Source organism: Flavobacterium zubiriense, from assembly GCF_041729725.1.
GTDB classification, from domain to species: Bacteria; Bacteroidota; Bacteroidia; order Flavobacteriales; family Flavobacteriaceae; genus Flavobacterium; species Flavobacterium zubiriense.
Genome location: NZ_JBCFQL010000011.1, coordinates 46,824 through 69,552, shown reverse-complemented (window position 1 = coordinate 69,552; position 22,729 = coordinate 46,824). Strand labels below are relative to the sequence as shown.

Here is a 22,729-nt window from a genome sequence, read left to right as displayed (position 1 = left end):
AGATTTTCACAGAATATTGTGAACTTTGTGCCCTCTTTATGAGCTTTGTGTTTAAACTTATTTTTTTACAATCAACAAAGGTATTGAAATTTTGTGACGCAATTTATCAACGGTAGTTCCAAAAATCAAATCTTTAAAGCCCGTATGACCGTGAGTTCCCATCACTAAAACATCAAAATCACCTTTGTTAACAACAGCAGGAATCACTTTGTTAGGCGCACCAAATCCAAGCTCTGTTACTACATGGAATCCTTTTTCCGAAAGTATTTGCTTGTATTCTAACAGTAATTTTTCGTCAATACTGGTTTCATGATCGTCAATATTTTCTCCATAAACCATGGCTCCAACCGTTTCTACCACATGAATTAGAGTGTATTTTGCATCCATTCCTCCCAATTCAAAAGCACTATTTAAAGCAATTTCATCGGCATCTGAAAAATCAACCGAAACAGCAATATTCTTTTTGATATAACTTTCTGATTTAGAAAATTGCAGTTTTAAATTGTGTGGCGAATGGTTTTGAATGTCCTGCTTTGCCTTGGTAATAAAAGGCTTGAAAACAATATACAGTAACAATCCTAGGAAAAAAAATGCTAGTGGAACTACCGTTAACCACAAAATAATCGGGTTTTCAGAAATTTCTAGCCAACCGGTTATTTCGTTATACACCAATTTAGCATTCAATGAAACGATAATTGTAGCAATAATCCAAGCGGCAACCTGAGTGGTTTTCGAAACATGAAATCCTTTCATTTTCGATTTATCACTCACAAAATGAATCAACGGAATAATAGCAAAACCGAGTTGTAAACTCAAAATTACCTGGCTTAAAATCAATAATTTTCCAGTGACACTTTCTCCATAAATTAAAATCACAATTACAGCAGGAGTAATGGCAATTAAGCGTGTGATAATTCGTCTTACCCAAGGTTGGATTCGTAAATTCAAATAGCCTTCCATTACAATTTGTCCTGCTAAAGTTCCCGTAATTGTCGAACTCTGTCCTGCTGCAATTAAGGCAACGGCAAATAAAATAGGAGCCCATTTGTTTCCTAAAAGTGGTTCTAAAAACTGATGTGCGTCTTGAATTTCGGCCACTTCAAACATGCCATTTTTATAGAATGTGGCTGCTGCCAAAATTAGAATAGCTGCATTTACTAGAAAAGCTAAATTCAGAGCAATAGTCGAATCGATAAAATTGTATTTCAAAGCCTGCTTGATTCCTGCTCGAGATCGGTCAAATTTTCGGGTTTGTACCAATGACGAATGAAGGTATAAATTATGCGGCATTACCGTTGCACCAATGATTCCGATAGCAATGTATAAAGCAGTTTCAGTAGGTATCGAAGGAATCAAACCGTAAATTACTTTATCCAGTTCTGGCTGGGCAAAAATCATTTCGAAAATAAAAGAAAAACCAATAATAGCGACCAATACGATAATAAAAGCTTCCATTTTCCGGATGCCTTTGTTGATTAAAAAAAGCAGTAAAAAAGTATCTAAAACCGTAATTAGAACTCCTTCGATTAATGGAATATCAAATAGTAAATTAATCCCGATTGCCATTCCTAATACTTCTGCAAGATCGCAGGCTGCAATAGCAATTTCGGCTAAAAAGTATAATATATAATTAATTCCTTTGGAGTACGTTTCTCTTGAAGCTTGAGCCAAATCCCGTTGAGTAACGATTCCAAGTCGCGCACTTAAACTTTGCAACAACAACGCCATTAAATTACTCATTAACAAAACCCACAGTAAAGAATACCCAAACTGGCTTCCTCCCGCAATATCCGTCGCCCAGTTTCCTGGATCCATGTAACCCACACTTACCAAATATGCAGGACCAAAAAAAGCAAGTATCTTTCTAAAAACAGATTTTTTATTCTGTGTCGAAACCGACTGATGAACTTCTTCAAGTGATTTTCCCATTGTAATTCTAAACTAATTACGCAAATATATAAAAATTATATTAATCAAATCTTTTTTTTAGTCAAGTCTAAAATTGAAATAACATGTCAAATACATTCTGGACACAAACCAGATAATGTAAAATTCACTTCCTTAACCAAATAATTTTCAGGAACGTTGAAAGAAGGTTCAACGGAATCTAAACAAGTAACCGAATGGCATTTTTCGCAACTAAAATGGACATGATTGTGTGTGTGTTGATGATTGTCATGATGATGATGACAGGCAGCATATTTAATCGTTCCGTCAGGAGTGGCAATTTTATGAATCACATCTTCGGCAACCAAACGATCTAAAATTCGATAAATAGTTACTCTATCGCACAAATCCTGATTCAGTTTTTGAATTTCAGCATGCGACAACGCTACTTCAGAATTTTTTATCAATTCTAGAATAGCTGATTTAGCAGTAGTATTTCGAGTGTTTTTCATTTTTCACAAAATAAATCGCAACATTGTTGCGTTTAAGAATAAGATCTCTATATTTGCAACAGAATTGCATTAAGCAAATATACAAGAAAAGACAATAATTGATCTTTTTTTTAGTCGATTAAAAAATTATCCGTTTTTCGGGAATGAAAAAAAAATATATCATAATCAATGTTCTTCTGTCAATAGCAGTATTGTTCTCAATACTGTTTCAGTCAGTACATGCTTATAATCATCATTCTGAACAAATGGGTGCAAAACATTCGCATCAACATTCTAAAAACAAAGCTGATATTAGCAATAATCACAGCATTTCTGAAAAATGTTTCACTTGCGATTTTAGTTTTAGTTCTTTCACTACCACTGATTTTTACGTATTCCCTTTCAATAAAAATAATGTAGTAGGGACTTCCATTTCAAACTTTACTCCACAACCTTCCTCTTTTTTTAAAGGCAGTCTTTTCTCGCTTCGGGGACCACCCATATTTTAAAATAGCTAAAGAACAAATCATTTTATACCAAAATGATATTGCTTTTATATATTTTAAACTATAATAATGTCGAAGAAAATTATCGTTTTTTTCTCGCTTATTCTGTTTGCCAATAGTATTTATTCGCAAAACACAATAAGTGGAAAAATAACATGCAACGAACCCATAAACTTCTCGGGGATTCATATTCATATTGGTCAAAAAATTAGTAGTAGTGATGCTGCAGGGAATTATAGTGTCAATAACTTGCCTAATGGCGCAACAAAAATATTTATTTCACACCTTGGATACCAATCCATAGATACCATTATTGACCTAAAAAGCGATTTGAAAATTGATTTTAAATTGAAGCTCCACACAACCAAACTACATGAAGTCATAATACAGCAAAAAAACAATAACAGTACTAAATCGGTCGTAGAACAGCAAATAAAATTAGCAACTATTGAAAAATACAGCAATCAATCCTTAGGTGATGTATTGAAAGAAGTAGCTGGAATTTCGAGTTTAAAAACAGGGAATACGGTTGTAAAACCCATCATCAATGGCTTATACGGAAGCAGAGTTCCTGTAATTAATAACAATGTGAAACTAGAAGATCAACAATGGGGAACAGAACATGCACCCAACTTTGATGTTAACTCGGCGAGCAAAATTACCGTGATAAAAGGCGCTTCGGGCTTGCAATACAGCGGCGATGCCATTGGTGGTTTAGTAATTATTGAACCTGTAAGTGTGAAAAAAGACACGCTTTTTGGAAAAACAATTTTAAACTATGATTCTAATGGCAAAGGCGGTTCGGTTAGTTCTAGCATTCACAAAGGAAACAATCAAGGTTTTAGCTGGAATGCTTTGACCACTCTCAAATACATGGGCGACAAGCAAGCTGTAGATTATGTTTTATCTAATACAGGCAATCGAGAAGCCAACTTTTCGGGCGATATTAAATACACAGCAAAAAAATACAATGCAACAGCTTTTTATAGCTATTACAAATCGGTAATTGGAATTTTGAGTGCTTCGCATACTGGAAATGTGAATGACTTGTACCAATCGATTAACAATAAAGTGCCATCAGTTATCAATGATTTTACGTTTAACATCAAAAATCCCAAACAAGATGTCGAACATCAAATTACCAAATTCAATTTCAATTATTCCTTCAATGAATCGGCATTTGTATCATTTCAATATGCTTTTCAATTCAACAAAAGATTAGAATATGATGTAAGAAGAGGCGATTATAAAAATACTGCTGCTTTAGATTTGGACTTAAAAACTCATTCGTTAAATATTGACTATAAGAAAACGGAACACGATTGGGATTTAAAATCAGGAATTAGTGCCAGTTCACAAAATAATTATGCGAATCCGGCAACAGGAATTCGCCCGTTGATTCCTAATTATGACAAAATTGATTTTGGCGCGTACGGAATTGTAAATTATAATTTTTCGGACAGTTTTTCTTTCGATGGTGGATTGCGGTATGATTTTTCGAAAATTGATGCGACTAAATTTTACCAAAAATCAAGATGGGACGAACGAGGCTTCAATGAGGAATTTTCAAAATTTATAGTTGGCGATTTTGGCACACAATGGCTTACCAAACCGAGTTTTACTTTTCACAATGCTTCGGCAAGTGCAGGTTTTCATAAAAAATGGAGAAACAACTGGCAATTGTACACGAATCTAAGTTTTGCTTCTAGAAATCCCAATCCTTCAGAGTTTTTTAGTGACGGTTTGCATCATTCTACTGGCGTGATTGAGTTGGGTGATTTGAATTTAAACAAAGAACAATCGACCAAATTATCAGTAAACATCCAAAAAAAAATCAATACATTTTCTTTTGAAATCAACCCTTATATCAATCAGATTCAGGACTATATCTTTTTGAAACCTGTTGGTTTTGAAACTACCATTCGTGGTGCTTTCCCTGTTTGGGAATACCAGCAAACTAATGCCCGACTTTTAGGAATCGATGTTCAAACGCATTGGGATATTAGCAACCAATGGCAACACTCGTTTTCGATGGGGTATGTAAACGGAAAAGACATTCGCCAAAACGAACCTCTAATTGATATGCCTCCATTGAATTGGAACAATAAAATTCGTTTTTCTAAAAAAGAATGGAACGCAATTATTTTGGAACTAAAAAGCGAAGTGGTTTTTCAACAAAACCAATACCCTGACAATAATTTTTTTACCAATATTATCAAAGACAACGAATTTGAATCGGTTTTGGTCGATATCAGCACGCCTCCTCCAGCCTATCATTTATTGCATTTTTATTCGGAGATGAAATTCAAAACGTTCAAGAATACAACCACAACATTAGCTTTTTCTGTTCAAAATATTTTCAATGTTTCGTACCGGGATTATTTAAACCGTCAACGCTTTTTTGCGGATGAAATCGGGCGAAGCATTCAAATTCAACTCAAATTCAATTATTAAACTTTTATACCTTTAATTTAAATTCAAACAAAATGAAAACAATTCAAAATTTCAAACTTTATGCTCTTACACTTGTAACTGCCTTAACATTCTCTTCTTGTAGCAACGATGATGACACACCAAAGCCAGTAAATGAAGAAGAATTAATTACTACGGTTACGGCAATTTACACTCCAGTAGGCGGCGGAACGGCTATTACTTTGCAATACAAAGATTTGGATGGCGAAGGTGCAAATGCTCCTGTAATTACAGTTTCAGGTCCATTTGCAAAAAACAAAACCTACAATGGCACTGTCACTTTTAAAAACGATCTAGCAAATCCTGCTGAAGACATCACACCTGAAATTCTTGAAGAAGGACTAGATCACCAACTTTTTTATCAAACAACAGGAACATTAAATGCTTTTACTTATGGTACTGCGGCTAGTAATTTTGACACCAATGGAAAACCAATTGGTTTACAATCCGTTTTTGTAACTACCGAAGCTGCTTCGGGAACTTTGACCATCACTTTAAGACACGAGCCGAATAAATCAGCTGCAAATGTGGCTTCTGGAGACATCACTAATGCAGGCGGTTCAACCGATGCCGAAGTTACTTTCTCTATTTCAGTTTTATAAAAAAATAACTGATTTTGATTGTTTCCTACAAGACCTTTTTTGAGGTCTTGAGGATATCTAATGCCTAATTTTTAACATCTAAAAAAGATAAAAAACATTGATAATCAACAACATAAACATTTAATTTAAACCATTACTTATGAAAAACAAATTTCACAAACTATTATTTTTATTCGCTTTATCTGCTTTTGCAGTCTCTTGTAGTACTGATGACGATCACGATGAGCATTCGCAAGAAACCAATCAAGAACACACCTACCTGAGAATATTAGTCTCTGATGAAAAAACGACTGAACTTTCATTGGTTAATCCAGTCGATGGAACAGCAACATTCTTTAATGCTAAATTTCCAAAATCGGCATTATATACTACTGAATCAGGCAGATTTGCTGGAATCATCCACAGAGCCGATAACACGGTTGAAACTTTTGACAGCGGATTTGAATTCCATGGCGACCACGTAGATACCAAAGGAACTCCAAAATTTGGATTCTTGACAGGGAGTTCACTTTTACCCACTCATTTCAAAAGTAAATTAGGAGAAATATTGACTTTTAATGATGGTGATGGCACTTTAGCTGTAGCCAAAGAATCTGATGTACATACTCTAGGTGCTAAGTTTACAACTATTAACGCAGGTCTTTTGGCGCATCACGGTGCAATGGCCACTTTTTCAAATGGAACTTACGCCATTACTGAAAAAGACAATTCTATTGCAGGAACACTTCCTGAAAAAGTAAAAATTATTGATAACACCGGGAAAACACTTCATGCTGCAAAATTAGTAACCAAAGGAATCCACGGAAATGCAACCGATGGAACCTATGCGGTTTTTGGTTCATCAAGTGGCATTCTTGTGGTAGAAAGCAACGGCGATCAAAAATACATTGCTCACCCTACTGATTTTGGGACGGCTTGGTTTGGTACAATTTTAGAAACGGCTTACCCAGGAAAATTTGTAGGTTTTACTGCTGCCAAAGGAGCTTTCTTGATTGATGTTGTAGCAAATAGCGTGACTCCAATTTTTGAAAATACTACAATCATGCAAGGTAAAGTAAGCTATAATCAAAAGAAACTTGGTGTTTTGTTGCATTCAGGTGAATTTAAACTATTTGATTTAAACAGTTTGTCATTGGACAAAAGCGCGACTATAATTGCCGAAACTGATACAAAATCAACCCAAAAACCGCAATTGGAATTGACAGAACGATTTGCTTACATCACTTTACCAACTGCTGGAGAATTGCTTCAAGTGAACCTTTCAACTTTGGCTGTGAAGAAAATAAAAACATCTGCTACACCTTACCGAATCACCATTTTTGGTCATGAAAATAGCGTGGCACATTAATGTTGTAAAGGATAAACATTTTAAAGGCATGCAGTTTTTGTATGCCTTTTTCATATATTAAAACACTATTATCTTACTTAAACCATTGGTTTTCTGAATTATTTTAAATATATGTTTTGTTAATCAAATATTATTTTTAGATTTGTCTAAAATTTAATTTACTTCAATGAAATATTTATTTTCAGCATTATTATTGGGCAATATAATGTTTTCGCAAAGCGAAATTCCAAATCTAGAAAAGGATTCGATTGCTAAAAAAGACAGTCAAAATGAATTGAATGAAGTGGTGATTTCTGGAACTTTAAAACCTGTTAGAAGGCTCGAAAGTACCGTTCCTGTTGAAGTCTATACACCAGTGTTTTTTAAGAAAAATCCAACAGCTAGTATTTATGAAGCTTTGCAAAATGTAAACGGTGTAAGACCGCAACTCAACTGTGGCATTTGCAACACAGGTGACATTCACATCAACGGACTCGAAGGTCCTTATACTTCCGTATTGATTGACGGAATGCCGATTGTTAGTAGTTTATCGACCGTATATGGATTGTCTGGAATCCCGAATTCATTGGTAGAACGCATCGAAATTGTGAAAGGCCCCGCTTCTTCTTTGTACGGAAGTGAAGCTGTGGGAGGCTTAATCAACATTATTACCAAAAACCCAAGCAATGCTCCTCTATTTTCTGCCGATGTATTTACCACTTCTTGGCTGGAAACGAATGCGGATTTGGGCGTGAAATTCAATGTAAAAAAAACAACTTCCCTATTAGGAATCAATTATTACAATTACGACCAAACCATTGATAATGATAATGATGGATTTACCGATGTAACGGCACAAAATAGAATTTCGGTTTTTAATAAATGGAATTTTTCTCGCAATCAAAACCGATTATTTACGGTTGCGGTTCGCGGAATGTATGAAGATCGTTGGGGTGGCGATGTTCGTTGGGAGAAAAAATACCGAGGTGGTGATGCAATTTATGGCGAAAGTATTTACACAAAACGGGGCGAACTAATCGGAAGTTATCAATTACCCACCACCGAAAAACTAATGCTTTCCTTCTCGGGAACAGCTCATTTTCAAGACAGTCGCTACGGAACAACTTCTTATATTGCGAATCAAAAAATTGGATTTCTACAACTGACTTGGGACAAGAAAATAGGTAAAAATGATTTGCTGGCTGGTCTTGCTTCACGATATACCTATTATGACGACAATACGCCAGCAACGGCAATTTTAAACGAAAATAATCCTGAAAAAACCTGGCTTCCTGGAATATTTCTCCAAGATGAAATCACTTTTAACGATAAACATAAACTGCTTTTAGGCATTCGATACGATTACAATTCGATTCACGGAAACATTGTTACACCCAGATTTGCCTATAAAGTAAAATTCAATGACAATAATATTCTTCGATTGAATGCAGGAACTGGATTTAGGGTGGTTAATCTCTTTACCGAAGATCACGCTGCTTTGACAGGCTCACGCAAAGTGGAAATTGCTGAAAATCTAGACCCCGAAAAATCCATCAATGCTAATTTGAACTACATCAAGAAAATTTATTTGGACAATAGTACTTTTATTGGAATTGAAACTACAGCTTTCTACACCCGATTCAGCAACAAAATTGTATCGGATTATGAAACCGACCCCAATAAAATCATTTACAACAACATTGATGGTTATGCTTTAAGTCAGGGAATCAGCTGTAATACGGACATTAATTTTACCAATGGTTTAAAATTCATTTTGGGTGCTACTTATATGGATGTTTCCAATGTTGAAAACGGGATTAAAACAAGACCTCTTCTAACCGAAAACTTTACTGGAACTTGGACGGTTTCGTATAAAATAACCCCCATTAATGTAGCCATTGATTACACCGGAAATGTTTACAGTCCGATGAAACTTCCATTATTAAGCGAAACCGATCCAAGAAATCCAAATTCGCCTTGGTACAGTTTACAAAACATTCAATGCACTTATTCAGGCTGGAAAAATTTTGAGTTGTATGCTGGCATCAAAAATCTGCTTAATTTTACTCCAAAACGAAATAATCCTTTCTTGATTTCCAGAGCACAAGATCCTTTTGATAAAAATGTACAATATGACAACAACGGAAAAGTAGTAGCAACAGCTGATAATCCTTATGGATTAACATTTGACACAGCTTATGTTTACGGCCCAAACCAAGGAATTAGAGGTTTCTTTGGATTGCGTTATAATTTTTATTAGTGAGTAAATTTTAAGATTAACATCTGCGTAAATCTGCAAAATCTGCGTGAGAAAAATTGGCACGCAGATTTTGCAGATTTACACAGAATTTTAAAAATTATTTAAATCCATAGCAAAAAACTAAAAAGGTTAAATGAAAAAAGCGATTTACATCCTATTGATTTTCTTTTGGACAATTCCATCTGGTTTTGCTCAACTGAAAACCTATACTTTCGAGGAAGCCGAAATATTATCCAAGGAAAATCCAAAACCATTTGTAGTTTTTACACATACAGACTGGTGCAAATACTGTAAGATGATGGAAAATTCCACTTTCAAAAACCCTAAAATTATTAGTCTTTTAAATTCAAATTTTTACTTCATTTCATTGGATGCAGAAACTAAAGAAGACATTCAATTTAATAATCATAAGTTTCAATTCAAACCAAAAGGACAAAATATTGGAATTCACGAACTCGCCACAGCATTAGCCACCATTAATTCGCAAGTGGTTTATCCAACAGTTACCATTTTGCAAACTGATTTTTCGATTGTGTTTCAAAAGCATTCGCTGCTAAATGCTAAGGACTTAATTGTTATTCTAGAAAAAATAAAATAATTGGTTACTTTTGAGAAGAATTCGCTTCCAATACTATGAAACACTTCGATTATATTTTTACTGGTTCTGGTTTAGCCGCTTTATTGACGGTCTATAAAATGGCACAATCTGGAAAATATAATGATAAAAGCATACTTTTATTGGATGAATCTCCAAAGAAAAGCAATGACAGGACTTGGTGTTTTTGGGAAAAAGAAAATTCAATCTGGAATTCTATTGTTTCAAAAAAATGGGATTATGCCCTGTTTGCCAATGAAAATTTTAATCGAAAATTAGACTTACAACCGTATCAATACTATAAAATTCAAGGATTGGATTTTTATAATTTTGTTTTCGAATGGCTTTCGAAACAAAAAAACATCACTTTTTTCACCGAAAAAGTAACTGATATTAATGAATTGGAAAACCACGTTTTTGTGGCTACTGAAAACAATTCGTTTACTTGCAACCAAGTTTTTAATAGTATTTACAACAAAACAACTGTTGTCCAGCAAACTAAATTCCCAGTATTGCAACAGCATTTTATTGGTTGGAGTATACAATCAACCGAAGCCGTTTTCAATCCGGAACAAGCTACTTTTATGGATTTTTCGGTTGCCCAAAAAGGCAATACTAGATTCATGTATGTGTTACCCGTTTCCAAAAACGAAGCGCTGATTGAATACACGCTTTTCTCGGCTGACCTTTTAAAACAAGAGGAGTACGAAATCGAAATTGAAAATTACATTCAGAAACTTGGCATTCAAAATTTCGAAATAACCGAAAAAGAACAAGGCAGTATCCCTATGACCTGTTATCCTTTTTGGCAAAAAAACAGCAAACGCGTACTCAACATTGGCACAGCGGGCGGATGGACAAAAGCCAGTACGGGTTATACTTTTAAAAACGCTGATAAAAAATCATCACAATTAATTGCCTTTCTTCAACAAGAAACGGATCTTAGAAAATTTCACCTCAAAAATAGATTCTGGTTTTACGACTTGCTTTTACTGGATATTCTACACCGACAAAACGAATTGGGTTCTCGTATTTTTTCTTCGATGTTCAAAAATGGAAACCCAGCTTTGATTTTTAAATTTCTGGACGAAGAAACTTCATTGTTTGAAGATATCAAAGTCATTCTAAAATGCCCTAAAATGCTTTTTATAAAAGCATTATTAAAATCAGGACGTTATTTTAGATTTGTTTAAAATTCATCAAAATTAATTTCCCCAACCCTAAAGGGTGTAATTTTGATGAATTTTTTAAGAAATTTTTCTCCCTTTAGGGAAGGGGAAAAAGAAAATTTCTTTTTTTCAAGAAATTTATATAGGCTTTTATCGTTTCGAAAATGACTATCAAACTATAACAAAACTTTATAATCCAAACCAAAGAGTTCGACAGATTCTTTGTAACTTTGCCTATTCAAAAATTACAAATTAAAATACAAAAGATATGTATCCACAAGAAATGGTAACTCCAATGCAAGCTGAATTAACTACAGCTGGTTTTCAAGATTTACATAGTGCTCAAGACGTAGAAAATGCTATCAAAGCCGAAGGAACAACATTAGTTGTTGTAAACTCTGTTTGTGGTTGTGCTGCAAGAAATGCACGTCCGGGAGCAAAATTGAGCTTAGAAGGTGCTAAAAAACCAGATCATTTAATCACTGTTTTTGCAGGAGTTGATAAAGAAGCAGTAGATGCTGCAAGACAACACATGTTTCCTTTTCCTCCATCATCGCCATCTATGGCTTTGTTCAAAAACGGAGAATTGGTTCACATGTTAGAGCGTCACCACATTGAAGGTCGTCCAGCTGAAATGATTGCTGAGAACTTGCAAGATGCTTACAACGAATATTGTTAATACTTAACCGCTAAGAGCACTAAGTTTTACGCAAAGTTCGCAAAGATTTTAACCGCAGATTCACAGATTTTTTAATGTGAATTTGCGGTTTGTTTTTTTACCATTAAGGCATTAAGTAAATTTAGTATTTAGTCTCTAACCGCTAAGTTTTGCGCAAAGAATACTGAAAAAATAAAACATAAAAGAACTCTTCTTAACTAAACTTAATGCCTTAATGGTTTATTTAAAAAACCTTGCGAACTTTGCGTAAAACTTTGCGAACCTTGCGGTTTAAAAAAATGGAAAAGAAACTCAAAACCATCACATTCACTGTTATTGAAAACGGAATTCAAACTCCGATTGCAACGCGTCGTGGCAGCTATCCTAATCTCATGTATTTGCTTAAGGAAGAATTACAATTGGAAAGTTTTGGCGAATGTGGCGGCGTAGGCCGATGTGCAACCTGTGTAGTAAAAACAAGCGGAATTACAGGAAATTCAACGCTAAAAGAACGCAATGAACCCGCCACTTTATCCAAATTAGGTTTTGAAGAAGCAAACATCCGCCTTTCGTGCCAAATCTATATCACCGCTGATTTGAATGATGCAGAGATTAGTATTTTAGAAGTGTAATTACTCACAGACTAAGAAAAAATAACCGCAAATTCGCAAATTATTTTCAAGCCTTACTTAGTCTTTAAAAAAGAAATTTGCGAATTTGCGGTAAAATATAATAGTAATATTATCTTCTTTTCACATAATCCAATTGCTCGTCTTGGTCGATGATTTCAAATTCGGCATCTTTTTCCCAAATTTCCATCTCACACGGTTTGCAGTTGAATTTCAGTTTGTATTCCGTTTCGCCGTGTTTTAACGTTAGCGGTTCTTTTACTTTTTCTCCCATAGTATCACGCTGAAAACGGGCACATTTACCCAACTCGTATTTCACGCAATATTTAGTTGTCATCACACGGGCTTTTCCAGGATCCCATTGCAATTCGAATGCTTTTTCAATCTCGGTTACACCGTGTCTTTTATAGAATGCTCTCGCTAATTTATTCGAAACATTGAAAGTAAAATCTAATTTTCCGGTTGGATAAGGAATATCCGATTTTGCAATTTGGAATTCTTCTCTGTGGTATTCGTTGATTCGAATATCAATCAATTGTTCCAAAGCAATTCTTCGAACTTCATTCACTTTCGAAATAGGCAAGAACCAATTCTTAGAAAATTCTACTTCAATATTGTCAACTACAAAAGGCGTATTTCCTGTTTTAGCTAAGTTTTTTGTGATATTCGGGATTACCGAATCTTCGCTTTTTGCCAGTTCTTTTTCAGTAACCAAATTTGATACACTTTGGTGTCCGTCTTCATCTACAACTGTTAATTGGAAACCTTCCTCCGTTTCAGAAAAACGCAGACTTACGCCAATTTTTCGAACCGCAGCGTTTTCTTTTTCTACAATTCGATTAAATTCTGCATCCGAATTTCGATAAATAACCGTTCCTACAGCAATATTTTTGAAGGTATTAGGCACCACAATATCATTCACAATAATATTGATTTGGACTCCATCGGCAATGCCTTCTTCATTGATAAAAAATAAACCATCACCGTTGTTTAGCTTATCATGATTTTCAATCACATAACCATTGGCTTTGATTTCGGTGATTTTACCTATAAACTGTCCTTGCGATTTTGGACTTTCCCAGTTTCCTATTTTTTCTTTACGTTGGTTTACAAAATAATCGGTATACCCTCTATTGAAACTTCTGTCCATTTCTGGTTCGAAATTATAGAAAGTTCTACCCGAAGAAGCTTTTTGGAAACTCTCATTATTTTCTAAAAAAGCATCTAATTTCTTTCTTAAAAACGAAGTATTATTTTTTACGTAAACAATGTCTTTTAAACGACCTTCGATTTTAAACGAAGTAATTCCCGCCTCAATCAAATTCGGCAATTGGTCACTTAAATCCAAATCTTTTATCGAAAGCAAATGACTTTCGGTCAATAAAGTCGTTCCATTTCCATCAATCAAGTTGTACGGCAAACGGCAGTTTTGCGCACAAGAACCACGATTAGCGCTGCGTTCTCCACCAGCGATACTCATGTAGCAGTTTCCGCTAAAAGACACGCAAAGTGCCCCGGAAACGAAGAATTCCAATTCCACATCAGTTGCTGCGGCAATGTCTCTCACCTGGTCTAAATTCAATTCTCTGGCTAGAACCACGCGTTGCATTCCAACATCTTTCAGGAATTTTACGTGTTTTGGTTCGCGATTATTGGCTTGAGTACTCGCGTGAATAACTATTGGAGGCAAATCCATTTCCATAATCGCCATGTCCTGCACAATCAGTGCATCGACACCAATATCGTATAATTGATAGATTAATTTTTTACAAGCATCTAGTTCGTTGTCGTACAAAATGGTATTGATCACCACAAAAACCTGCGCCTTAAACAAGTGAGCATATTTGACCATTTCGGCAATATCCTCCACTGAATTGGTGGCATTGGTACGCGCTCCAAAAAGCGGAGCACCAATATATACAGCATCTGCACCCGCATTGATAGCCGCAATTCCCTGAACCAAATTTTTAGCCGGAGCAAGAATTTCTACTTTCTTTTTCATTTGAAGATTTTTATTCCTTTTTATAGGTCAAATGTAATTCGCATAATAATTTTCGCTGTAGCGACCAATTAACGTAATGCTCATTTCATATAATCATTGCTATAATTCCAAATTTTCTGGAATCAAAGTGCAAAAGTATAAAATACTTCTCAAAAAAGCAGGGTTTTAGTGGGATTAAGATTTAAATAGATTGAAAAACAGCTATTTATAAAACTCATAAACACTTAGTATGTCATTCGCTCTAAAAACAAAAAACCTATTCTGTTACGAATAGGCTTTTAAATTATAGTGATTCCACCAGCAACCAGGCTTCTGGATTTTCTGATTCCCGAACTTCATTTTTGACTTTTTGAGCTTCGGCATAAGTAGCAAAACTTCCGTATAGCACAGGATAAAGACCGTGTTTATTGACCTCTAACCTTCTAGCTTTATAACCCATTTTAGATAATTTTTTTAAAACTTCTTCTGCATTATTCTCATCTCTAAAAGCACCAGCTACCACATGATACGGTAATTTTTGCTCTTTATTCGTTTTTACCGAAAGCGTTACCGGAGGCATTGGACTTTTAATAAAAAAAGTAGCTTCCTGAATTTTACTCTCTACTTGTTTTTGTACCGCTTGCTCAACCAAAACTCTTTCTGTAGCCATTTGGTTTTGATAAACCGGATAACCTACAGTGCCTAATAATCCTAATCCAATAACAAAAACAGCAGCATATTTCAAATAAGAGCGACCGTTTCTTTCTTCGGTAACCAAAGAGATCACTGGAGTTTCTTCGATAATTTCTTCTTTTTCTTCAAAAGATTCTCTTTTAACAACTGGAGCAATAAAAGAATTCAAACCAAAAGAGGAAGTCAAATAATTTTTTTGTTCGGATGGTGTAAAGATTAAATTATCAGTAGCATTCAATGAAAAACTACCTACATTTTTAATTGTCAACGTTCTGTTTTTTTCCAATTCTTTTTTCCAGTTCAGAACTTCATATTGAATCGCACTAATGGCGTATTCATAAGAAGTTTTTTCTGTTCTGGCAATATGATTGGCTAATAAACCATCATTATTTTTAATATTGGTATTAAAAGAAATTTGTTTTTTAGGTGGAAAAAAAGAATTTGCGTTTTCAACCCATTGAGCCGATTGAATTTCAGTCAAAAAAGCACCGAAACCAGGAACGGTAACACATTGATAACGATACAAAAGTTGGCCTATGTAGTGTTCTATATTCATGTTTACAAAGTTATACAATGAAAATAGTTATCAAAATTTTATTCACAATTTTTATTAACAATCTGCCCGAAAATTTATACTTTTCAGTCTCAAATATATAGCATGACAACATCCGATTTATTTTACATACTCGCTTTGCAAAAAGTCGAAGGTGTAGGCGACATAATGGCAAAAAAATTAATCAGCCATTGCGGCTCGGCAGAGGCTGTATTTAAAACCAAAACCAACCAACTGGCAGCCATTGACGGCGTAGGCAGCATGTTGCTGAAAAACCTAAAAGACCAAAGCGTATTTGACAAAGCCAATAAAGAATTGGAATTTATCCAAAACAATAACATAAACGTTTCTTATTTTCAAGAAGAAAATTATCCCGACAAACTCAAACATTGTTTTGATGCTCCTGTATTGCTATTTACAGCTGGAAATATCGATTTAAAAAACAGAAAGATAATTAGTATTGTGGGAACGCGTCAAATTACTTCGTACGGAACTGAATTTTGCAAAAAATTAATCGAAGACTTAGCTCCGCTCGACCCAATAATTGTTAGCGGTTTTGCTTATGGAGTAGATATTGTAGCACATCAATTGGCTATGGAAAATAATTTGCAAACTATTGGGGTGCTGGCTCATGGTTTAAACCAAATTTACCCTAAAAACCACAAGAAATACATGGCTAAGATGGAAACCAATGGTGGTTTTATGACCGAGTTTTGGAGTTCGACTAATCCTGATAAAGAAAATTTTGTAAAAAGAAATCGCATTGTGGCGGGAATTGCCGAAGCCACTATTGTTATAGAATCGGCTGATAGAGGTGGTTCCTTAATTACTGCTAATATGGCGAATGATTACAACCGCGATGTTTTTGCTGTTCCCGGTCGCACGACTGACAAATACAGCGCGGGCTGCAACAACCTTATCAAAACTCAAAAAGCAAACGTACTCACTAGCGCCGCCGATTTGATTTATATGCTCAATTGGGACATTAAAGAAGGAACTAAAGCAATACAAAAACAATTGTTCGTTACCCTTGATCCCGACGAACAAAAAATTTACGACTACCTCTTAAAAACAGGAAAAGAATTAATGGATATTATTGCGCTGGAATGCGAATTCCCTATTTACCGAATCTCTGCCTTATTATTAAACATGGAACTCAAAGGGGTAATTAGACCTTTGCCAGGAAAATTGTTTGAGGCGATTTAATTTGACAAATTTTCAAAAGTTGTCAAATTTTAAAAAAACCGCAAATTCGCAAATTAATTATGTTTAAATAATCTGCGAATCTGCGGTCTATTTTTCTATAAAATTATTTTACTCCAAACCCCAATTTAGCTCTCACTCTTGCCAAAACATCATTAGCTACAGTCGAAGCTTTTTCAGCGCCTATTTTCAACAAAGCATCTACTTCTTCTAAATTGTTAATGTAATAGTGGTATTTCTCTCTTTCGGTTTTGAATGTTTCACAAATCAATTCAAACAAAGCTTGTTTGGCGTGACCATAACCATAATTTCCACCTAAATAATTGGCTCTCATGATTGCAATTTGCTCTTCATTGGCTAACAACGAATAAATAGCAAAAGCATTACAAGTATCTGGATTTTTTGGATCTTCTAGTGGTGTACTATCCGTTTCAATGCTCATTACTTGCTTGCGCAACGCTTTATCATCCAAGAAAATATTAATGATGTTATTAGCCGATTTACTCATTTTTCCGCCATTAGTTCCCGGAATTAACATGCTATCATCCTGAATTATAGCTTCTGGAAGCACAAAGGTTTCTCCCAACTGATAATTGAAACGAGAAGCAACATCGCGAGTAATCTCCAAATGCTGCAATTGGTCTTTACCTACAGGAACAAATTCGGCATCATACAATAAAATATCAGCTGCCATCAACATTGGATACGAAAACAAACCTGCATTTACATCGTCTAATCTATCGGCTTTATCTTTGAAAGAATGCGCCAAAGTCAATCTTTGGAACGGAAAAAAACAACTCAAATACCAAGATAATTCCGCTGTTTGCGGCACATCCGACTGTCTATAGAAAACGACTTTGTTTACATCTAATCCAAACGCAAGCCAAGCAGCCGCAACACTATACGTATTATTTCTTAAGGTTTCTCCGTTTTTTATTTGGGTAACCGAATGTAAATCGGCAATAAAAAGAAAAGATTCGTTTTCAGAATTATTAGATAATTGTATCGCTGGAATAATTGCTCCAAGTAAGTTTCCTAAATGTGGAGTTCCTGTACTTTGAACTCCGGTAAGTATTTTTGCCATTATGATTTATTTCTATCGATGTAGTTTTGTTATACCGCAAAGGTTACAAAGTTTTCGCAAAGTTCACAAAGTTTGTTTTGTTTTTTCTACCGCAAAGGTTGCAAAGTTTTTTCGCAAAGTCGACACTTTTCCTTCTTTTTATAAATTATTTATAACTCTTCTGATTCCGTTTCTCAACAGAACTTCATTGAAATTAATCAATAATCCGAGTTTATAATTTCCTAATTTTAAATAAGTCAACGTTTGAGCAAGATGAATCACACTCAAAGACTCCACACTTTTAAGTTCTATTATTAACTTTTTCTCAACCAATAAATCAACTCTATAACCACAATCTAGCTTTATTTCTTCAAAAATTACTGGCATCGGTTTCTCTTTTTCAACAAAAAGGCCATGTTTATTTATTTTGTAAAACAAACATTCTTTATAAGTACTTTCTAACAAACCTGGACCAAGTGCTTTATGAACTTCAATGGCTAAACCAATTACAACTCTGGAAATATCATTTTCTGTCATCCTTAATTTTTTACTTTGCGAAAAAACTTTGAGCTCTTTGCGGTTAATTCTTACCAAATTTAATAGTTTTTACTAAAACTTACTTTAGGATTCCTTATTTTTGAACACATGAAAGGCATCAAAATAATTTTTTGGACACTTTGGCGCATTTGGTTTTACATCCTAATGGCGATACCAATTTTAATTATGTTTCCGTTTTTAGTACTTTCGATTCTTTCCGAAAAAGGCTATCCTTACTTTTTTATTATGGCTCGAATATGGGCCAAATTCATTCTATTCGGAATGGGTTTTTATTATAAAGTAGAGAGCGAACAAACTGTTGAAGAAGATAAAAGTTATATGATTGTGGCAAACCACACTTCGATGATGGATATTATGCTAATGCTTGCCGTCATTAAAAATCCTTTTGTATTTGTAGGTAAACAAGAACTGTCCAAAATTCCAGTTTTTGGATTTTTCTATAAAAGAACCTGCATTTTAGTGGATCGAAGCAATTCTAAAAGCCGAATGGCTGTTTTTACAAAAGCTCAAAAAAGAATTCAATGTGGTCTTAGTGTTTGTATTTTTCCCGAAGGTGGCGTTCCAGGCGACGAATCAATCCTTTTAGATCATTTTAAAGAAGGTGCTTTTAAATTAGCCATTCAACACCAAATTCCTATTTTACCCATCAGTTTTGCAGATAATAAAGAGCGTTTTCCTTATACTTTTTTTGCTGGAAGCCCCGGAATTATGCGTGTAAAAATTCACAAACAGGTGGAAACTTTTGGTAAAAACGAATCGAATCGGAAAGAAATTCGGGAGGAAGTAAGAAATACTATTTTCACTCAATTGGTAGCTTTTGAAGCTAAAAAAAACGTTAAAACCGCTTAAAACAAAAAAATCACCCCAATAAAGGTGATTATTTTATACTCTAAAACTTATAGATTCTTATTCAGCTACAACAATTTCTACTTCTTCAAAAATATCTATCTCTTTGCTTGCATCATCTGGATCTGGACCTTTACCTTTATAGAACTTAAAAGTATAGGTACCTGCTGTTTGCGGAACAAAATTAAAAGAAGCATCAGACAAGGGTGGTACTACTTCTGCACAAACTTCTCCTACCTTTGTATTGGCATAAATCCCTATTGTTCTTGTAAAAGATTCTGTACCAGTTCCATAATCATAATACACTCCTCCATAATTATAGCATACAGTAGGCTTTTGATACTTCAACTCTATTTTATGAGATGCTCCTACAGAGAAAGTTGATGGCAAAACATAACTTTCAATTGGTAAAACATAATTAGTGTAACGATCTGGCTCATCTACACTACAACTTAACAATGTGGTCATCAAGACTAAAAACAGGGCTATTTTTTTCATTTTTTTTGAATTTATAAATTAACAATTTTTCATTGGTTCTTTTATAAAGACAGCGAAGAATAAAAAAGGTTGCTTTTGGAAGCTATTTTTTTTTACAAAAAATCCATTCTGATTCTACTTCGAACAAAAAAAATGCCCGACAATTGCCGAGCATTTCTAGTATTACAAAAACTTAATCAATTAGTTTTCAGCTAATTCTTTAATTCTCGCTTTGATTTTTTCTTCTAATTCGTCAGCTAATTCTGGATTGTCTTTGATCAACGATTTTACAGCATCACGACCCTGACCTAATTTGGTTTCACCATAACTAAACCATGATCCTGATTTTTTTACAATTTCGAATTCTACTGCTAAATCCAGAATTTCTCCTGTTTTAGAAACTCCTTCGCCATACATAATATCAAACTCAGCCACTTTAAATGGTGGAGCAACTTTATTTTTAACGATTTTAACTTTGGTTCTGTTTCCAATAACATTCTCCCCGTCTTTAATTTGAGTTGAACGACGAATATCTAAACGTACCGAAGCATAAAATTTCAAGGCATTACCCCCTGTTGTAGTTTCTGGATTTCCAAACATCACTCCAATTTTCTCTCTCAACTGGTTGATGAAGAAAACCGTACAATTGGTTTTGCTAATTGTTCCTGTTAATTTTCTCAATGCTTGTGACATCAAACGTGCGTGAAGACCCATTTTAGAATCTCCCATTTCGCCTTCAATCTCACTTTTTGGAGTCAAAGCCGCAACCGAGTCAATTACCACAATATCAATTGCTCCTGAACGAATCAGGTTTTCAGCAATTTCTAAAGCTTGCTCTCCATTATCTGGTTGTGAAATAATTAAGTTTTCGATATCTACACCTAATTTTTCAGCATAATTTCTATCAAATGCATGCTCTGCATCAATAAAAGCAGCAATTCCACCCGCTTTCTGTGCTTCGGCAATAGCGTGAAGCGTTAAAGTAGTTTTTCCAGAAGATTCTGGTCCGTAGATTTCTATAATTCTTCCTTTTGGATATCCACCTACTCCTAATGCTAAATCAACACCTAAAGAACCTGAAGAAATAGTTTCTACTTCTACAATGGCCTTATCTCCCATTTTCATAACTGTCCCTTTTCCGTAGGTTTTATCCAGTTTATCAAGGGTAAGTTGTAACGCTTTTAATTTGGCTTCTTTCTCTGTACTCATCTTTTCTTTCATTTATTTTAGGTGCTTATCTTTGGTAAAAATACTTCTTTTTTTGGAAGTTGCAAGGGGAACGTTTGAATGTATAAATATCTAAAAAAACATTTTACCTCTGTTTATAATATTTATTATATTTTGCAATTATTATATAAATCAACTATTTCAAAAATATTTTCAAGTTGCAATTGTTCATTCTCAATTTTTGAAATTAATCCCGGACAATCACTGAAATTTTCAACAGCGTATTCATTCAATTTTTTATTCGAATAAACAAAATTCAACTTTTCGGAATCTTTTCTAGACAATAAATGTTTTATGTTTTTGGCTTTAGCTAAATTTTCTTTTATCACTGAAACACTGCTCCGTCCTATCCAAATTGCATTACTACCATTAAATACTACTCCCCCAACAAGAAAATCGTTAACATTACTTCTATCAACTCCACTATAAAACAAACTAAGATTATCTGGAGAATAAACATATACCTCCAAATTATTAGAATAGATTAATTCAACGAATTTATAAAACTTGTCTGCGTCTGTTTTTTTATAATAAAACTCCCTTCTGCCTGACAGCTCAGAGTTTATAACAATTTTATTAATGCTTTTATAATCAATTTTATCTGGTTTTCTTTGATCTTCGTTTTCCTTAAACTCTACACTAAATGCCGAACCATTAAGTTTTACAAAACCATTTTTTACATTGCCATCTATTAAGATTATTTCCCCCTTTAAATATGGATTATTCCTTAATTCTAACTGAGCAAAACAAGATGTTGTTATCAATAAAAAAATAATTATTATCTTACTCATTTTAAATATTTTACAATAAACAAATTTACAAAAACAACGCTTTCAACTCCGTAGCTTTTTCTGATTACTACTCTCATAATAGAACTTCAACTTCTTGTTGTAAAACAGGCAGGTTTTTAATTACAATTCCCCAAATCACATCATCTGAAACAGAATCATAACCATGAATTATTCGATTTCGAACGTCAACAATCTTTCTGGAATTTGAAATTTGAATATCTTTATCTTCTTTAAGAATTTGGCTCATTGCTTCACCAATAATTTCGATATTCCTTTCTACTGCTCTTTTCGTTCTTAAATCATTTTGATACACTTCAAACAATTTAGGAGTATCTAGAAAATAGCTTTCTATTTCATTTATAGAATTTAAAATATCAAAAAGCCAAGTTTTAATACTGTTATCCATAAATCAATTTTTTATTTTGATTTAATGTTTTTCTGAAATAGGGATTTTTTATGGCTTTTTCTTCTAATAAGTCAACGTTTCTTTTTAGAATATTTTCAAGAGAAAATTTAAGATTATAATAATTGTCTCCATATTCTAAAACGTCTATGGGTTCAAAATCGACTATTAAATCTACATCACTTTCAGGGGTAAATTTATCTGTTAAAACAGAACCAAAAGCATACAAAGATTTGACTTTATGCCTTTTGCACAAAGCCAATATTTCTTTATTTAATCTTTCTATTAGGTTCATTTTTGTAAAATTATAGTATCAAAATTACATAAAATAAATTAGA

General features: G+C 34.1%; 22 protein-coding genes. 11 read left to right on the top strand and 11 right to left on the bottom strand.

The window, feature by feature from the left end:
* Positions 1 to 57: 57 nt before the first annotated feature.
* Complete coding sequence (locus AAGV28_RS11235; protein ID WP_373406903.1) at positions 58 to 1,929, bottom strand: Nramp family divalent metal transporter; 1,872 nt, start codon at positions 1,927 to 1,929, stop codon at positions 58 to 60.
* Positions 1,930 to 2,015: 86 nt separating this feature from the next.
* Positions 2,016 to 2,399 (bottom strand): Fur family transcriptional regulator, encoded by a 384-nt coding sequence (locus tag AAGV28_RS11230; protein ID WP_373406902.1) that lies wholly within the window; start codon positions 2,397 to 2,399, stop codon positions 2,016 to 2,018.
* A gap of 143 nt (positions 2,400 to 2,542) precedes the next feature.
* Between AAGV28_RS11230 and AAGV28_RS11225 the strand changes: the two genes are divergently transcribed.
* The 9 genes from AAGV28_RS11225 (at position 2,543) to AAGV28_RS11185 (ending at position 12,599) form a co-directional block, all read left to right on the top strand.
* Complete coding sequence (locus AAGV28_RS11225) at positions 2,543 to 2,887, top strand: hypothetical protein (protein WP_373406901.1); 345 nt, start codon at positions 2,543 to 2,545, stop codon at positions 2,885 to 2,887.
* A 66-nt stretch (positions 2,888 to 2,953) separates the two neighbouring features.
* The gene (locus AAGV28_RS11220) at positions 2,954 to 5,338 is read left to right on the top strand and encodes a TonB-dependent receptor domain-containing protein (protein WP_373406900.1); all 2,385 of its coding nucleotides are present in this window, start codon (positions 2,954 to 2,956) and stop codon (positions 5,336 to 5,338) included.
* Between the two features lie 32 nt (positions 5,339 to 5,370).
* Complete coding sequence (locus AAGV28_RS11215; RefSeq protein ID WP_373406899.1) at positions 5,371 to 5,958, top strand: type 1 periplasmic binding fold superfamily protein; 588 nt, start codon at positions 5,371 to 5,373, stop codon at positions 5,956 to 5,958.
* Positions 5,959 to 6,097: 139 nt separating this feature from the next.
* On the top strand, positions 6,098 to 7,306 hold the full coding sequence (locus tag AAGV28_RS11210) for a hypothetical protein (protein WP_373406898.1): 1,209 nt from the start codon (positions 6,098 to 6,100) through the stop codon (positions 7,304 to 7,306).
* A 166-nt stretch (positions 7,307 to 7,472) separates the two neighbouring features.
* Positions 7,473 to 9,545 (top strand): TonB-dependent receptor plug domain-containing protein, encoded by a 2,073-nt coding sequence (locus tag AAGV28_RS11205; RefSeq protein ID WP_373406897.1) that lies wholly within the window; start codon positions 7,473 to 7,475, stop codon positions 9,543 to 9,545.
* 133 nt (positions 9,546 to 9,678) lie between these two features.
* Positions 9,679 to 10,143, top strand: a complete 465-nt coding sequence (locus tag AAGV28_RS11200; RefSeq protein ID WP_373406896.1) for a thioredoxin family protein — start codon at positions 9,679 to 9,681, stop codon at positions 10,141 to 10,143.
* A 35-nt stretch (positions 10,144 to 10,178) separates the two neighbouring features.
* Positions 10,179 to 11,333 carry a lycopene cyclase family protein gene (locus AAGV28_RS11195; protein WP_373406895.1) on the top strand — a complete coding sequence of 385 codons (1,155 nt, stop codon included), beginning with the start codon at positions 10,179 to 10,181 and terminating at the stop codon, positions 11,331 to 11,333.
* Between the two features lie 244 nt (positions 11,334 to 11,577).
* A complete protein-coding gene (locus AAGV28_RS11190) occupies positions 11,578 to 11,988 on the top strand; it encodes a BrxA/BrxB family bacilliredoxin (protein WP_128193153.1) in 411 nt (136 codons plus the stop codon).
* A 278-nt stretch (positions 11,989 to 12,266) separates the two neighbouring features.
* Positions 12,267 to 12,599: a 2Fe-2S iron-sulfur cluster-binding protein gene (locus AAGV28_RS11185; protein WP_373406894.1), complete on the top strand. Its 333-nt coding sequence runs from the start codon at positions 12,267 to 12,269 to the stop codon at positions 12,597 to 12,599.
* 109 nt (positions 12,600 to 12,708) lie between these two features.
* On the opposite strand, the gene AAGV28_RS11180 is transcribed toward AAGV28_RS11185, so the two are convergent.
* Positions 12,709 to 14,598, bottom strand: coding sequence for a peptidase U32 family protein (locus AAGV28_RS11180; RefSeq protein ID WP_373406893.1), 1,890 nt, complete (start codon positions 14,596 to 14,598; stop codon positions 12,709 to 12,711).
* A gap of 283 nt (positions 14,599 to 14,881) precedes the next feature.
* Complete coding sequence (locus AAGV28_RS11175; RefSeq protein WP_373406892.1) at positions 14,882 to 15,826, bottom strand: HU domain-containing protein; 945 nt, start codon at positions 15,824 to 15,826, stop codon at positions 14,882 to 14,884.
* 102 nt (positions 15,827 to 15,928) lie between these two features.
* On the opposite strand from AAGV28_RS11175, the gene dprA reads away from it, so the two are divergent.
* On the top strand, positions 15,929 to 17,029 hold the full coding sequence (dprA, locus tag AAGV28_RS11170; protein WP_373406891.1) for a DNA-processing protein DprA: 1,101 nt from the start codon (positions 15,929 to 15,931) through the stop codon (positions 17,027 to 17,029).
* 103 nt (positions 17,030 to 17,132) lie between these two features.
* Here the strand turns inward: dprA and trpS are convergent, their stop codons facing one another.
* Positions 17,133 to 18,110: a tryptophan--tRNA ligase gene (gene trpS, locus AAGV28_RS11165; protein ID WP_373406890.1), complete on the bottom strand. Its 978-nt coding sequence runs from the start codon at positions 18,108 to 18,110 to the stop codon at positions 17,133 to 17,135.
* A 138-nt stretch (positions 18,111 to 18,248) separates the two neighbouring features.
* Positions 18,249 to 18,626, bottom strand: a complete 378-nt coding sequence (locus tag AAGV28_RS11160) for a GxxExxY protein (RefSeq protein WP_373406889.1) — start codon at positions 18,624 to 18,626, stop codon at positions 18,249 to 18,251.
* A gap of 108 nt (positions 18,627 to 18,734) precedes the next feature.
* On the opposite strand from AAGV28_RS11160, the gene AAGV28_RS11155 reads away from it, so the two are divergent.
* Entirely contained in the window at positions 18,735 to 19,496 is a 762-nt protein-coding gene (locus tag AAGV28_RS11155) for a lysophospholipid acyltransferase family protein (RefSeq protein WP_373406888.1), read from the top strand.
* Positions 19,497 to 19,553: 57 nt separating this feature from the next.
* On the opposite strand, the gene AAGV28_RS11150 is transcribed toward AAGV28_RS11155, so the two are convergent.
* The 5 genes from AAGV28_RS11150 to AAGV28_RS11130 form a co-directional block, all read right to left on the bottom strand.
* Positions 19,554 to 19,991: a hypothetical protein gene (locus AAGV28_RS11150; RefSeq protein ID WP_373406887.1), complete on the bottom strand. Its 438-nt coding sequence runs from the start codon at positions 19,989 to 19,991 to the stop codon at positions 19,554 to 19,556.
* Between the two features lie 180 nt (positions 19,992 to 20,171).
* Complete coding sequence (recA, locus tag AAGV28_RS11145; RefSeq protein WP_373391159.1) at positions 20,172 to 21,179, bottom strand: recombinase RecA; 1,008 nt, start codon at positions 21,177 to 21,179, stop codon at positions 20,172 to 20,174.
* A gap of 125 nt (positions 21,180 to 21,304) precedes the next feature.
* Positions 21,305 to 21,988, bottom strand: a complete 684-nt coding sequence (locus AAGV28_RS11140; protein WP_373406886.1) for a hypothetical protein — start codon at positions 21,986 to 21,988, stop codon at positions 21,305 to 21,307.
* 73 nt (positions 21,989 to 22,061) lie between these two features.
* Positions 22,062 to 22,394 carry a HepT-like ribonuclease domain-containing protein gene (locus tag AAGV28_RS11135; RefSeq protein ID WP_373406885.1) on the bottom strand — a complete coding sequence of 111 codons (333 nt, stop codon included), beginning with the start codon at positions 22,392 to 22,394 and terminating at the stop codon, positions 22,062 to 22,064.
* Positions 22,387 to 22,686 carry a nucleotidyltransferase family protein gene (locus AAGV28_RS11130; RefSeq protein ID WP_373406884.1) on the bottom strand — a complete coding sequence of 100 codons (300 nt, stop codon included), beginning with the start codon at positions 22,684 to 22,686 and terminating at the stop codon, positions 22,387 to 22,389. Before AAGV28_RS11130 ends, AAGV28_RS11135 begins: the two co-directional genes overlap by 8 nt.
* Between the last annotated feature and the right edge of the window lie 43 nt (positions 22,687 to 22,729).

Coding starts and splice junctions, on each gene's coding strand:
- AAGV28_RS11235 (WP_373406903.1), bottom strand. CDS start 1,929: ATGGGAAAATCACTTGAAGAAGTTCATCAGTCGGTTTCGACACAGAAT.
- AAGV28_RS11230 (WP_373406902.1), bottom strand. CDS start 2,399: ATGAAAAACACTCGAAATACTACTGCTAAATCAGCTATTCTAGAATTG.
- AAGV28_RS11225 (WP_373406901.1), top strand. CDS start 2,543: ATGAAAAAAAAATATATCATAATCAATGTTCTTCTGTCAATAGCAGTA.
- AAGV28_RS11220 (WP_373406900.1), top strand. CDS start 2,954: ATGTCGAAGAAAATTATCGTTTTTTTCTCGCTTATTCTGTTTGCCAAT.
- AAGV28_RS11215 (WP_373406899.1), top strand. CDS start 5,371: ATGAAAACAATTCAAAATTTCAAACTTTATGCTCTTACACTTGTAACT.
- AAGV28_RS11210 (WP_373406898.1), top strand. CDS start 6,098: ATGAAAAACAAATTTCACAAACTATTATTTTTATTCGCTTTATCTGCT.
- AAGV28_RS11205 (WP_373406897.1), top strand. CDS start 7,473: ATGAAATATTTATTTTCAGCATTATTATTGGGCAATATAATGTTTTCG.
- AAGV28_RS11200 (WP_373406896.1), top strand. CDS start 9,679: ATGAAAAAAGCGATTTACATCCTATTGATTTTCTTTTGGACAATTCCA.
- AAGV28_RS11195 (WP_373406895.1), top strand. CDS start 10,179: ATGAAACACTTCGATTATATTTTTACTGGTTCTGGTTTAGCCGCTTTA.
- AAGV28_RS11190 (WP_128193153.1), top strand. CDS start 11,578: ATGTATCCACAAGAAATGGTAACTCCAATGCAAGCTGAATTAACTACA.
- AAGV28_RS11185 (WP_373406894.1), top strand. CDS start 12,267: ATGGAAAAGAAACTCAAAACCATCACATTCACTGTTATTGAAAACGGA.
- AAGV28_RS11180 (WP_373406893.1), bottom strand. CDS start 14,598: ATGAAAAAGAAAGTAGAAATTCTTGCTCCGGCTAAAAATTTGGTTCAG.
- AAGV28_RS11175 (WP_373406892.1), bottom strand. CDS start 15,826: ATGAATATAGAACACTACATAGGCCAACTTTTGTATCGTTATCAATGT.
- dprA (WP_373406891.1), top strand. CDS start 15,929: ATGACAACATCCGATTTATTTTACATACTCGCTTTGCAAAAAGTCGAA.
- trpS (WP_373406890.1), bottom strand. CDS start 18,110: ATGGCAAAAATACTTACCGGAGTTCAAAGTACAGGAACTCCACATTTA.
- AAGV28_RS11160 (WP_373406889.1), bottom strand. CDS start 18,626: ATGACAGAAAATGATATTTCCAGAGTTGTAATTGGTTTAGCCATTGAA.
- AAGV28_RS11155 (WP_373406888.1), top strand. CDS start 18,735: ATGAAAGGCATCAAAATAATTTTTTGGACACTTTGGCGCATTTGGTTT.
- AAGV28_RS11150 (WP_373406887.1), bottom strand. CDS start 19,991: ATGAAAAAAATAGCCCTGTTTTTAGTCTTGATGACCACATTGTTAAGT.
- recA (WP_373391159.1), bottom strand. CDS start 21,179: ATGAGTACAGAGAAAGAAGCCAAATTAAAAGCGTTACAACTTACCCTT.
- AAGV28_RS11140 (WP_373406886.1), bottom strand. CDS start 21,988: ATGAGTAAGATAATAATTATTTTTTTATTGATAACAACATCTTGTTTT.
- AAGV28_RS11135 (WP_373406885.1), bottom strand. CDS start 22,394: ATGGATAACAGTATTAAAACTTGGCTTTTTGATATTTTAAATTCTATA.
- AAGV28_RS11130 (WP_373406884.1), bottom strand. CDS start 22,686: ATGAACCTAATAGAAAGATTAAATAAAGAAATATTGGCTTTGTGCAAA.